The sequence below is a fragment of the Embleya sp. NPDC005575 genome, assembly GCF_040605455.1.
Lineage (GTDB): Bacteria > Actinomycetota > Actinomycetes > Streptomycetales > Streptomycetaceae > Embleya.
Window position 1 is genome coordinate 31,713 of record NZ_JBEXCV010000065.1, and the last position, 12,810, is coordinate 44,522.

Consider the following 12,810-nt stretch of genomic DNA (forward strand, 5'->3'; position numbering starts at 1 on the left):
CCGGATCGGCGCGCGGTCGGATCGACACCCGTCCGGGGCGATGCCCCGCTCGGGTCGACGTCCCGCTCAGGTCGACGCCCACGCCGGTACGTACCCACCGTCCCGATGCCCCGGACCGGACCCGCCGGACGGCGCCGGTGCGCGTCGCGCCGCGGGAACGTGCTGGATCGAGGTGTGCGGCTCACCGTCCACGACGGTGCGCCCGCCGCGCGGTTCGAACCCGCGACCGGTGAACCAGTCGGCGCTGCGCGCGTACACGTCGGCGATCACCGGGCGCGGGCCCGCCAGGACCAGGGCGTGCCGAACCAGGACGGTGGCATGACCCTGCCGCCGATGCGACAACAACGTACACACGCGGCCCATCCGCAACAGGCCGTCTCCCTCCTCGGTCAGGCGCAGCGTGGACACCGCCACTCCGTCCTGTTCCGCCCACAGGTGCGCGGTACCGGGCTCGATGTCACGGCCGTCGGGATCGAGCCAGGGCTGCCTGCGTGCGACCACGAATACCCGGCTGCGCAGCGACAGCAGCCGGTACAGACTCGCGGCGTCGATTTCGCCTGCTGTTCCGTAGAAGTACGACAGGTCCATGTGCGGCAGGGTGGCACCGCGAGCGCGCCGTCGGGTGTTTTGGATCTGCCACGCGGGCAACGCGCGGATGAACTCTTGTCGGCCGGCCGGCGGCGTCACGGGCGGGTGCCGGCGCGGTCCCGAGCGGGTATCGGGTGATCCACGTGGCAAATATCCCACTGCGTGCCGGACCCCGGGCGTGGAAGACTCGCAAGGTCGCCCGCCCACACCGTGCACCCGAGGATCGCGCGGGCGATTGCCCTGCGAGGAGGAGATATCCAGGTGAGCGTCGAAGAGTTGTCGCAGCCACAACATCGTCCGTTGCCCGAGGTACGCCAATCGGGGAAACTCGCGGACGTCTGTTACGACATTCGCGGCCCGGTCCTCGACGAGGCGAAACGCCTGGAGGACGAGGGCCACCGGATCCTCAAGCTGAACATCGGCAACCCGGCGCCGTTCGGTTTCGAGGCACCCGACGAAATCCTGCACGACATGATCCGCAACCTTCCGGCCGCACAGGGCTACTCGGATTCCAAGGGTGTGCTGTCCGCCCGCAGGGCGGTGGTGCAGCACTACCAGACGCGCGGCATCGAGGGCGTCGACGTCGACGACGTCTACCTGGGCAACGGCGTGTCCGAGCTGATCGTGATGGCTCTGCAGGCGCTGTTGAACAACGGCGACGAGGTGCTCGTGCCGATGCCGGACTACCCGCTGTGGACGGCCGCGGTGAGCCTGTCCGGCGGCACCCCGGTGCACTATCTGTGCGACGAGGGCGCGGAGTGGTATCCCGACCTCGACGACATCGCGGCCAAGATCACCGACCGCACCCGCGCGATCGTGGTGATCAATCCGAACAACCCGACCGGCTCGGTCTATCCGCAGCCGATCCTGGAAGGCATCGTCGATCTCGCCCGCCGGCACGGACTCCTCCTCCTCGCCGACGAGATCTACGACAAGATCCTCTACGACGACGCCGTGCACGTCCCGCTCGCCTCACTCGCGCCGGACCTGCTGTGTCTGACCTTCAACGGCCTGTCCAAGGCATACCGGGTGGCCGGATTCCGTTCCGGCTGGCTGCTGCTGTCCGGTCCCAAGCGGCATGCGGCGAGCTACATCGAGGGCCTGAACATCCTGGCCAACATGCGCCTGTGCGCGAACGTGCCCTCACAGCACGCGATCGCCACCGCGCTGGGCGGCTACCAGAGCATCAACGATCTGATCCTGCCCGGCGGCCGGCTGCACGCCCAGCGCGACGCCGCGTACGAGGCGCTGACCTCGATCCCGGGGGTGACCTGCGTCAAGCCCAAGGGTGCGCTGTACGCGTTCCCCCGGATCGACCCGGACGTGTGCAAGATCGTCGACGACGAGAAGTTCGTCCTCGACCTGCTCCAGAGCCAACGGATCCTGGTCGTGCAGGGCACCGGATTCAACTGGCACCAGCCGGACCACTTCCGCGTGGTGACCCTCCCCCAGGTCGACGACCTGACCGACGCGATCACCCGGATCGGCGAATTCATCGGCTCGTACAGCCAGTGAGCCCGCGATGACGCAAGGGCCCGGCGCCGATCGGCCGATCGGCGTCGGGCCCTTCCCGTTCGAGCCCGGGAGCGGGCGCCGTTCCAACACAGGAGCGGGCGCCGTTCAGCCCAGGAGCGGGCGCACGGCCAACTTCTTGACGTGCGGCACGACCAGCTCGCCGAACGCGGTGGTCTGCTCCAGGTACTGCGCCCGCGACGTGGCCGGCAGGGTCAGCGTCACCCCGGTCACCCCGGCCTCGGCCTGCTCGGTCAGGTCCGCGACGATCGCCTCGTGGTCGATGCCGTCGCCGTCGAACATGCTCATCCCGCGCGGCATGAAGGTGACGTCGATCGGGTCGGTACGGCCCACCGAGGCCGCGTACTCGCGGGCGTAATCCAGCCGCGCCGCCAGGTCTGCGAGCGTCTCCAGGCCCGGGGTCTTGAGGTACTTGGACGCGCCCGCAGGGGCCGGCATCGGCAGCCAGCCGTCGCACAGGTCCACCACTCGGCGGATCGCCCGCTTGCTGTTGCCGCCCACCCAGATCGGGATCCGCGGCTGCGCCGGGCGCGGGCGCATGGTGTTGCCGCCCACGCTCTCCCCGGTCCACGCCGCGCGCATCGCCCGCAGCGCGTCGTCCAGCACATCGTTGCGGTTCGCGTAGTCGGCGCCCAGCGCGGCGAACTCGGGCTCCAAGTAGCCCGCGCCCACGCCCAGGATCACCCGACCGCCGGACAGCGCGTCCAACGAGGAGATCATCTTCGCGGACAGATAAGGGTTGCGGTACGCCGGTACGAACAGGTTGGTGTGCAGCCGCAGCCGCGTGGTGGCCGCCGCCGCGAAGGACAGTGTGACCATCGGGTCGAGCGTGTGGTGGCCGCCGTGGGCGAGCCACTGGTCGCCGGGGAACGGGTGGTCGGTGGTGAAGACCGCGTCGAACCCGGCGGACTCGGCCGCGCGGGACATCTCCATCACGGCCTCGGCGCTGATCAGATCGGCGCCGGCCTCGACCAGGTGTGTGGGCAGTCCGAGCGAAAGGAACATGGCGGCAACGTAGCAGCGACCTGACGCATCGTCAGTAACCGCTGCCACAACGGTCATCCGCCGTAGGTGGTGGTCGGCGGCTTGGCCGGTCCGAGCGCCGCGCGCAGCCATTTGTCATACAGCGCCTGCCACCGATCGTTGCTCTTCAGCTGCTCCAGCACGCCGTTGAGGAAGCGCACGAAGTCGGTCTGCCCCTTGGGTATCGCAATGCCCTTGACCTCCTCCACGGCGGTCGGCCCGACCACCTCCAGCCACGGGTCCTGCTCGCGCAGGCTCTCCAGGAGCGACGCATTGGTGTACGCCGCCGCCACCCGGCCCTCCTGGAGCGCGACCAGGCAGTCGGTGCGGTCCGCGACGGCGTACACCCGGGCCTTGGACTCGGCCACCCGGCGCTCGGGCGTGGTGTTCGAGGACACGCACACGTACTGTCCGGCCAGATCGGCCAGGCTCGCCACCTTGGTGCCCTTGGGCACCAGGAAACGCAGCGCGTCGTCCAGGTACACACCGGAGAACTCCACCTGTTGCCGGCGCTCACAGGTGATGGTCATCGCGTCCACGACCATGTCCACCTCGCCGTTGACCAGGACGTCGATCCGGCGACCGGGCGGGATGGTCTTGAACTGGATCCGGTCGGCGTCGCCGAAGATCGCCTTGGCCACCTCCCGGGCCAGGTCGATGTCGAAGCCCTCAAGCGCCCCGGTGCTCGAATTGCGCGCGGCGAACATCCGGGTGTTCTGGTCGACGCCGACCAGCAGCCGACCCCGGTCCTGGATCGCCCGCATCGTCGAACCGCCCGGCATCGCGCCCGCCCGGGCCGGGGTGGTCGGGGTCAGGCTCCGACTCGGATCGCACGGCGGCGCCGGGACCGGGGGGGCGAGCACCGGATCGGGCACGCCGACCTCGATCGGGGTGTACCGGGCCGGCGGATCGGACCGAGCGTCGGCGCCGTCCGACCCGCCCGTCCCGCACGCGGTCGTCAGGAGCACAAGTACCAGGGCCGCCACTCGACGTGACGCTGCATCAAATCTTTTGGGCCACACGGAATGCAGCATCGCAGGTGGGGGTTCGACACGAACGAGGGCGTTCCCTCATCCCGACACGAAGGCGCGCAGCGATCGCCCGGGCCCGCAGGACGGATAGCGTGACCGCATGCGATCGCCCGCGACGCACCCGTCGACGGAAGGACAACCACCCATGAGTGCCCAGACATTCGCCGAGCTGACCGGCCCGGCAGCCACAACCTTCGACGAGGTACTGCGCCGCAACCCCGGCGAGCCCGAGTTCCACCAGGCGGTGCACGAGGTACTGGAAAGCCTCGCCGCGGCGCTCACCAGGCGGCCCGAACTGGCCGACGCGGCGCTGTTGGAGCGGCTCGTGGAGCCCGAACGCCAGGTGCTGTTCCGGGTGCCGTGGACCGACGACTCCGGTCGGGTCCGGGTCAACCGCGGCTTTCGAGTCGAGTTCAACGGCGCGCTCGGTCCATACAAGGGGGGCCTGCGCTTTCATCCCTCGGTCAATCTGAGCGTGGTCAAGTTCCTCGGCTTCGAACAGATCTTCAAGAACGCCCTCACCGGGCTGGGCATCGGCGGCGGCAAGGGTGGTTCGGACTTCGACCCCAAGGGCCACTCGGACGCCGAGGTGATGCGCTTTTGTCAGTCGTTCATGACCGAGTTGTACCGACACCTGGGCGAGCACACCGACGTGCCGGCGGGCGACATCGGGGTCGGCGGGCGAGAGATCGGCTACCTGTTCGGCCAGTACCGACGGATCACCAACAGGTACGAGTCCGGGGTGCTCACCGGCAAGGGTCTGGGTTGGGGCGGATCGCAGGTGCGCACCGAGGCGACCGGCTACGGCTGTGTGTACTTCCTGGCCGAGATGTTGCGGGTGCGCGGCGACGACCTGTTGGATCGCCGTGCGGTGGTTTCCGGTTCGGGCAACGTGTCGATCTTCGCGATCGAGAAGGCCCGCGAACTCGGCGCCCAGGTCGTGGCGGCGTCCGACTCGGCCGGCTACATCGTCGACGACAAGGGCATCGACCTGGATCTGCTCAAGGAGATCAAGCTGGAGCGACGCGGCCGGATCGCGGAATACGCGGACCGCGTGCCGCACGCGCGCTACGTGTCGGGCGGCTCGGTCTGGGAGGTCCCGTGCGATGTCGCGCTGCCCTGCGCGACGCAGAACGAGCTTTCCGGTACGGCTGCCGCGCACCTGGTCAAGCACGGTCTGATGGCGGTCGCGGAGGGTGCCAACATGCCGTGCACACCGGACGCGGTGCGCGTCTTCCGCGCGGCGGGTGTGCCGTTCGCACCGGGCAAGGCGGCGAACGCGGGCGGCGTGGCCACCTCGGCCCTGGAGATGGCGCAGAACGCGGCCCGCACGTCGTGGAGCTTCGCCGACACCGACGCCCGGCTGGGCGCGATCATGCGCGACATCCACGCCACGTGCCTGGAGACGGCCGCCGAGCACGGCCACGAGGGCGACTACGTGCTGGGCGCCAACGTGGCCGGCTTCCTGCGCGTCGCCGAGGCGATGACCGCCTTCGGCGTGGTGTGACCGGGTAGGCCCCGCCTGTCGTCGTCACCCGACCGTCGGCGCCGGTCGGGCGACGGCAATGGGCGCGTACGGTGCCGGTCGAGTCGACGTCCACTCGACCGGCACCCGAGGTCGGGCCATCGCCGGGGGCGGCCCGACCGGACCGGGCGACCCGGACCGGACACGGTCAGTCCATGCCCGTTCGGCCCGGGGACCAGAAGGGCTTGGTGACCACCGAGCGGCGGTCCCAGCCGTGGTCGGCGACGAACCGGTCGCGGACCAGCTTGACCGTCCTCGCCTCGCCCGCCACATAGGCGACGCCCGGCGTCGCCGGCAGCACCAGCCGGCCGACCGCCTCGGCGAGCGTCGTCGAGGACGCCGCGGACGCGTCGCCGCGGGTCAACCAGGTGAGCCGCTCGGCGTGCGGCATCGGCAGCCGGTCGGCCTCGGTCGCGGTCTCGATCACCCCGTACACGTTCACCGCGGAACCCACCGCCGCGATCATCGCGCCCAGCGCCACCGATGCGGTCTCCTCGCCGACGAACACGTGGTACGGCGCATCCGCCCGCCCCACGAAGCCGCCCTCGGGCCGGCCGAACCGGACCCGGTCGCCGGGCCGCGCCGCCCGACCCCACGCGACTCCCGGTCCCGGGCCGCCGTCGTGGTCCATCACGCACAGGTCCAGCGTCCCGGCCGCCGGGTCGTTGTCCCACACCGAGTAGGTGCGCAGCAGGTTGCCCGCGCCCTGGCGCCAACCCGCCATCGAGAGCATGTCGTTCACGTGCACCCGGACCTGCTGTCCGGGTCGGCAGGCCAATCCGAGCAACGCGGGGTCGCCGATCCGGATTCGCCGCATCCGGGCCGCGATCGCCTCGGTCTCCACGATCGTGCCGGTCAGGAACACCCGATCGAGCAGCCGTCCCACCGGCCCGCGACGCCGACTCGTCACCCGGTTCATGCGGCACCGCCCGCACCGGCCGGGATGGCCGAGGCCACCGGGCGGTCCCGATAGCCCATCGCGACCACCGCCGTGGCCACCAGCAGCAGGCCGCCCACCACCAGGAAGCCGACCGACATCGCGTCGGTGAACGAGTCCACGACACCGGCGTGTTCCGCGCCCCGGCTCCGGGACAGTTCCGCGGCCGGCTGACCGGAGAAACGGGCGGCCAGGATGGTGCCGAACACCGCGACCCCCAACGCGGCGCCGACCTCTCGCGCGGCGGTGTTCAGTCCCGAGCCCAACCCCGACTGGTGGGCCGGGAGTTCGGAGACCACCCCGAAGGACAACGCGGGCGCGCACAGACCGGTGCCCACCGAGAGGATCAACAGGAATCCGGCGTACACCGCGTACGGGGTGTGCGCGTCCACGCTCGCCATGCACAGCAGCCCGATCCCGATCAGGCTCAGCCCGAACACCACCAGCGGCCGGGTGCCGTAGCGCTGTTGCGCCTTGACCGCGACCTTGGGCGCGAGCGCCATGCCGACCGTGAGCGGGATGATCGCAAAGCCGGTGCGCAGCGCCGAGAAGCCCTTCACGTATTGCAGGTACTGGGCGTTGATGAAGAACAGCGCGAACAGCCCGAAGAAGCTCGCACCGATGCCGAGCACGCCGGCCCGCAGCTTGGCGGACGTGAACACGCGCGGGTCGAGCAGCGGGTGCTCGGCGCGCAGCGCGTGCAGCACGAAGCCGGCCAAGAGCAGGCCGCCGAGCGCGAAGCCGCCGATCACATGGCCGGAACCCCAGCCGAACTCCGGGCCCTCGATGATCCCGTACAGCACCGCGACCAGGCCGGCGACCAGCAGTGCGGATCCGATCGGGTCGAGCGCGGCCGGGTGGGTGGCGGTACGCGGGGTCACCCACTGGACGACCGCGGCGAGCACCGCGGCCAGTGGGACCATGATCCAGAACAGGCCCTGCCAGGGCAGGTACTCCTGGACCAGGCCGCCGCCCACGTTGCCGAGCAGACCACCCAGGCCGACCGCGAGGGTCCAGGACGCCATCGCCTGCGGCCGGCGCTCGGCCGGGAAGACGTGCATCAGGATGGACATGGTCGCGGGCATGATCAGCGCCGCGCCCGCACCGGAGATACCGCGGCCGGCGATCAGCGTGGCCGAGTTCGCGGCGAGCGCGCTGAGCGTGGCGCCGGCGGCGAACACGCCGAGCCCGGCGAGCAGCGCGCCCTTGCGGCCGTAGCGGTCGCCGAGGGCGCCGGCGGGGATGAGCAGGCCGGCGAAGACGATCACGTAGGCGTCGACGATCCACAGGATGCTGTCGGCGGACGGGTGCAGCCGGGACGCGGCCAGTTGTGGAATGGCCAGGTTGATCGCGGCGACCATGCTCTGCGCGACCAGCACGCAGGCGCACATCGCGATCAGTACGGCGCGCGAGGCGCCGGCGCGGTCGGGTTCGGCGCCACCGGCGCGATGCACCGACGTGGCCGGAACGGGCGTGGACATGGGTCCCCCAGGAGAAGCCGACTGACGGAAGAAGAAGGGGTGACGCGGGGAACTGCGTGTCCGGACCCCTTCACCGTAGGGTGGGACGTCGATTGACTCCAGTGCATGTTCTGCATGGGAAGGATGCGTGTGACGCAATCGGGAATGGACCTCAACCTGCTCACCGCGCTGGACGCGCTCCTGGAGGAGTGCAGCGTCTCCGGCGCGGCGCAGCGCATGCACCTGTCCGAGCCCGCGATGAGCCGTACGCTCGGCCGGATTCGCAAGGCGCTGGGCGATCCGGTCCTGGTCCGGGCCGGCCGCTCGATGGTGCCCACCCCGCACGCACTGGCCATCCGGGCCGAGGTGCGGGTCATCGTGGAACGCGCCAGGACCCTGTTCACCGCCGCCGGCGACGTGGATCTGAGCACCCTGTCGCGCACCTTCACCGTGCTCTCGCACGACGCCTTCACCGCCGCGTGCGCCGCGCCGCTGTTCGCGCGTGCGGCGCGGGAGGCACCGGGAGTGCGGCTGAAGTTCCTCGCGGAGAGCTACGTCGACACCCCGGCGCTGCGCGAGGGGGTCGCCGACCTGGAGGTGGGCGTGATCGACACCATCTCGCCGGAGGTGCACACCGAGCACCTCTTCGACGACCACATGGTCGCGTGCGTCCGGGTCGGTCACCCGCTGCTGGACGGTCGGTGCACCCCCGAGCGGTTCGCCGCCGCCGAGCACCTGATCGTCTCGCGCCGGGGCAAACTGCACGGACCGGTCGACTCCGCGCTCGCCGAACTGGGCCTGACCCGACGGGTGGTGGGCACCGTGCCGACCTTCCCGTCCTCGCTGTTCGTCCTCCGGTCGAGCGACCTGGTCGGCCTGATCGCGAACCAACTCGCCACGATGGTCGAGGAGATGGGGCTGCGTACGTTCGAGGTGCCGATGGACCTGCCGCCGCTGCCGATGGGCCTGGCCTGGCACCCGCGCAACAGCGCCGATCCGGGGCACGCGTGGCTGCGCGAGTGTCTGCGCGACGTGATGACGCGGCCGAGCGGGTGAGCGCGCGCGGGTCCGGTCCGGGTCAGCCCTCCAGCTTCATGACATGGTGCGGCTCCCGGCTCTGCTGACGGTGCGTCAGGTCGGTTGGTGCCCGCACGCCGGCAACGGCGGGCACGATGATCCACTCTCGTTTCCGTCGATGCGCGCAGTGCCGATCCGCGCAGTGCCGATCTCGCCGGTCCCGGCCCGTTCGGCCGTGCCCACTCGGTCGTGCCCGCTCGGCCGTGCCCGCTCAGTCGGTGACCAGGTCGCCCTCCAGCACCGTGACCGCCCGTCCCGACAGCCGCACCCGGTCGCCGACCAACTCCACTCCGACCGTGCCGCCGCGCGCCGACAGTTGCGCGCCGTCCATCCGCCTGCGGTCCAGGCGCGGCGCCCAGTACGGGCCGAGCACGCAGTGTGCCGAACCGGTGACCGGGTCCTCGGCGACGCCCACCGAGGGGGCGAACACGCGCGAGACGAAGTCGGCCCGGCCCTCGCCCGCGGCGGTGATGATCAGCGCCCGATACGGCAGCGCGGCGATCATCTCCAGGTCCGGGACCACCGCCCGCACGACCGCCTCGGACGCCACCTCGACCAGCAGGTCGTCACCACCCGCGGCCACCCGGATCGGCTCCACCCCCAGGGCCAGGCCCAGGTCGGCCGGTGCCGGTACCTCGCGCGGCGGCAGCGCGGGGAAGTCCAGGAGCACACCGGAGCTGTCCAGCGTCGCGGTGAGCACCCCGCTGCGGGTCGCGAAGCGAATCCGGGACGTGCTCGCCAGGCCCTGCCCGAACAACACGTGCGCGGTCGCCAGGGTCGCGTGCCCGCACAGGTCCACCTCGGTCTGCGGGGTGAACCAGCGCAGCGCGAAGTCCGCGTCGACGCCCCCCATGGGCACCGCGAACGCGGTCTCGGAATGCCGTAACTCGGCCGCGACCGACTGCATCCAGGCAACGTCGTCGGCGTGCGCGGAGTCGGGCAGACACACCCCCGCCGGATTGCCTCGGAACGGTCGATCGGTGAACGCGTCCACGATAAAGATCCGCATGCCGGTCACGGTACCCGGCGGCGTCGAACACGGGGGCGTATCCACGACCACCCGAACCACACGGCTCCGCCGAACGCGAGCGTGCCCAGGCCCGCCAGCAGCCACGGCCACCAACTGAGGTCCACCCGTTCGTCGCCCCGATAGAGCAGATCGTCGCCGGACACCTCCGGCCGCACTTCGAGTCGGGTGTCCGGGAGGTGCTCCTTGAACGACTCGGCCAACGGGGTGTGCACCTCGCCGACCACATGCGCCCTGGCCTCGTAGTGGCCGGCGTCCGCCCACATGCCGTCGGTGCGGTGCGTGCGCGCGGCGAGGTTGACCGAAAAGTAGACCGGTCGGCCCGGTGCCAACAGTGGCGCGCCGTCCTTGAGGCCGACCACCCCGACGCCGTCCACCCGCAGCCTGGTGACCTGGAGCGGGACCCGGGTCGTGGTCGCGACCAGGCGCAGGCACAACTCGCGGCCCGAGGACAGGTCGAGCCGGGTGTTCGGCGGCACCGGTTGGAACGCGCGGCAGTCCAGCGCGTCCGGCTGCTCGGCCGGCGGCATCAACCACGTCGCCTGCACGCCCCGGTCCCGGTCCGCCGCCACGATCCGGGCGGCGCTGCGCAGTTGCAGACCGGTTCGGGCCTGGGTCAGACCGGTGCCCGGGTCGGCCGGATTGTCGCGCAGGATGCGCGTGTCCGACAGCACCCGTTGCAGGGCCGGCCCCGCGCTGCTGTCGCTCGCCAGTGGGATCGCGAAGCCCGTGACCGTGCGACCCTCCTCGCCGAGCCGATCGAAGTCCTTGCGCAGGTCCGGGCCGACCGCGTCGCGGGCCTCGTCCGAGAGCAGCAGCACCCCGTTCACCGAGTTCGGCGCGGATGTGCGCAACACGGTCAGCGCCCGGTCGAGCGCCGCGTGCAGGTCGGCGGGCTCCGGTGCCCGGGTCGGTGGCACGGTGCCCGCCGGGCCGCCCGACGGCGGATCACCGGCCTGCGGGGCGGGCAACCGCGCGGCCATCGCGGCCGGATCGGTGACCGGTTCGAGGCCGTTGCCGTACTCCGTCGCGGTGCTGTCGAAGCTGATCAGCGAGACCCGGTCGGACGGGGTGAGCCGGCCCAGGAACGCGGTCGTCGCGGTCTTGACCGCGGCGTAGCGGCCGGTGCGGTTCATCGACTCCGAGGCATCGATCAGGATCACGTAGTTCGCGCCCTCGCGATCCGCGCCCAGGCTCGCGATCAGCCGCTCGGCGCCGTACGGGTCGGGTGGTTCGGCGCCGACCGCCGCCGGCCGCGCGGCCGCCGCGGAGTCGTGCGCGGGCACCGCGGCCCACAGCGCGATCAGGGCCACAACCACCGCGACGGCGAGCGCACGCGGCCCCTCGCCGTGTTTGAGCGCGGCCCGCAGTTGTTTGAGGTGTCGGCGGAACGCGTCGAACTCGTCCTGTTCGCGCTCGACGATCAGCAATGCGGCCTCCGGCCCCCAACTGTGCGCGGCGATCAGCACCCTGATCGCCCGCAGTTCCTCGCGTGCCTGCGCCGGCGTCGGCCCGCGGGCGGTCAGTTCGCGTTCCAGGTGCGGCAGCAGCAGGTCGCGCTCGCGGTCGCCGGCGCCGTGCCACCAGCGGCCGACCTCGTGCACGTACAGGTCGCGGCGCGCCCGGGCCGGGCCGTCGACGATCTCGCCCGCCCACACCCGGGCCACCGCTTCGGCATCCACCCCGCGCAGCGCGTCGCGGAACCAACCGCTCGCGGCGCGCCCGGCCAGTTCCGGGCGGGCCCGGGCAACCGCCGCCCACCACGCGTTGTCCAGTCCGGGCAGTTCGGCGAGGCGGGCGTCGGCGAGCACCGCGTCCGCGACCGCGGCGGTGACCGCGGGATCGCCGGCCCGGACCAGTTCGCCGAGCAGTTCGGCGGTGACCGGCACGGCACGCAGCAGCGCGGCGATCCAGCCGGCGAACCGCCCCTCGGCGACCGGCTCGTGCCGCAGCGCCAACAGGTCCGCCGCGACGTACGGCCCGTCCGTGGGCGCACCGCCCAGCGCGAGCCGCAGTACATCGGCGCGTACTCGGGCGGCGACCGGGGCCTGCGCACCCAGCGGGGTACCCAGGAGCGCGGCCAGGCCCTGAGCGGCGGGATCCGCGCGACGGTCGGTCAGCGGGACCAGCGTCGGCCACAGGTCGTGCAGGACGGCGGCGATCGTGGCGGGGTCGGTGTGCCCGGCCACGCGCAGCGTGAACACCGCCTCGGCACTGGGTATCTCGGCCGTCCGCAACCGCTCGCCGGCCAACAGCGCGTACGGCGCGAGCCATTCGGGCGCGCGGTCGTCCCACGGCCGAATCACCTCCAGCCACGCGCGCAGATCCGCGCCCGATGTGTCCAGGAGCCGGCGCAGCACCACCGGGTGGTTCCACAGCGCGTCGTAGAGCGCGGGCACGTCGGTGGTCGGTGCCGGGCCCAGCAGTCGGCACAGGTCGGCGACCAGCGCCTCGGGCGAGACCGCACCGGCGTCGGACCGCACCGCGCCGTCCGTGGCCGGGTCCGCGCCACGTGGGGCTCGCAGGTCGGTGCCGGCGGGCGGGGTGGCGCCGGCCAGCAGCGGCGGGACCGGGCCGAGCAGCACGTGGACCAGCCGATCGCCCCGGCC

Annotated in this window: 10 protein-coding genes; 3 read left to right on the plus strand and 7 right to left on the minus strand. The window is 71.8% G+C overall.

Translation table 11 applies throughout. The features are described from left to right. Positions 1-66 precede the first annotated feature (66 nt). Positions 67-588, minus strand: a complete 522-nt coding sequence (locus tag ABZS54_RS22265) for a GNAT family N-acetyltransferase (RefSeq protein ID WP_355538647.1) — start codon at positions 586-588, stop codon at positions 67-69. A 300-nt stretch (positions 589-888) separates the two neighbouring features. Between ABZS54_RS22265 and ABZS54_RS22270 the strand changes: the two genes are divergently transcribed. Then, positions 889-2,103 (plus strand): pyridoxal phosphate-dependent aminotransferase, encoded by a 1,215-nt coding sequence (locus tag ABZS54_RS22270; RefSeq protein WP_355538674.1) that lies wholly within the window; start codon positions 889-891, stop codon positions 2,101-2,103. Between the two features lie 105 nt (positions 2,104-2,208). Here ABZS54_RS22270 and ABZS54_RS22275 read toward each other — a convergent pair whose 3' ends face one another. Both ABZS54_RS22275 and ABZS54_RS22280 read right to left on the minus strand, forming a co-directional pair. Continuing rightward, the gene (locus tag ABZS54_RS22275; RefSeq protein WP_355538650.1) at positions 2,209-3,126 is read right to left on the minus strand and encodes an LLM class F420-dependent oxidoreductase; all 918 of its coding nucleotides are present in this window, start codon (positions 3,124-3,126) and stop codon (positions 2,209-2,211) included. Between the two features lie 53 nt (positions 3,127-3,179). Continuing rightward, positions 3,180-4,112, minus strand: coding sequence for a glutamate ABC transporter substrate-binding protein (locus tag ABZS54_RS22280; RefSeq protein ID WP_355538653.1), 933 nt, complete (start codon positions 4,110-4,112; stop codon positions 3,180-3,182). A gap of 208 nt (positions 4,113-4,320) precedes the next feature. Between ABZS54_RS22280 and gdhA the strand changes: the two genes are divergently transcribed. Continuing rightward, positions 4,321-5,682, plus strand: coding sequence for an NADP-specific glutamate dehydrogenase (gdhA, locus tag ABZS54_RS22285; RefSeq protein WP_355538656.1), 1,362 nt, complete (start codon positions 4,321-4,323; stop codon positions 5,680-5,682). A 166-nt stretch (positions 5,683-5,848) separates the two neighbouring features. On the opposite strand, the gene ABZS54_RS22290 is transcribed toward gdhA, so the two are convergent. Together ABZS54_RS22290 and ABZS54_RS22295 are read right to left on the minus strand one after the other, a co-directional pair. Next, positions 5,849-6,619: a siderophore-interacting protein gene (locus tag ABZS54_RS22290; protein WP_355538659.1), complete on the minus strand. Its 771-nt coding sequence runs from the start codon at positions 6,617-6,619 to the stop codon at positions 5,849-5,851. Beyond that, positions 6,616-8,118, minus strand: coding sequence for an MFS transporter (locus tag ABZS54_RS22295; RefSeq protein ID WP_355538662.1), 1,503 nt, complete (start codon positions 8,116-8,118; stop codon positions 6,616-6,618). Before ABZS54_RS22295 ends, ABZS54_RS22290 begins: the two co-directional genes overlap by 4 nt. 123 nt (positions 8,119-8,241) lie before the next feature. Here ABZS54_RS22295 and ABZS54_RS22300 point away from each other — a divergent pair, with 123 nt between their 5' ends. Continuing rightward, the gene (locus ABZS54_RS22300) at positions 8,242-9,153 is read left to right on the plus strand and encodes a LysR family transcriptional regulator (RefSeq protein WP_355538665.1); all 912 of its coding nucleotides are present in this window, start codon (positions 8,242-8,244) and stop codon (positions 9,151-9,153) included. 232 nt (positions 9,154-9,385) lie between these two features. Here ABZS54_RS22300 and ABZS54_RS22305 read toward each other — a convergent pair whose 3' ends face one another. Beyond that, positions 9,386-10,183, minus strand: coding sequence for a PhzF family phenazine biosynthesis isomerase (locus tag ABZS54_RS22305; RefSeq protein WP_355538668.1), 798 nt, complete (start codon positions 10,181-10,183; stop codon positions 9,386-9,388). A 5-nt stretch (positions 10,184-10,188) separates the two neighbouring features. Then, the coding region (locus ABZS54_RS22310; RefSeq protein WP_355538671.1) for a vWA domain-containing protein at positions 10,189-12,810 on the minus strand (2,622 nt) is incomplete at its 5' end.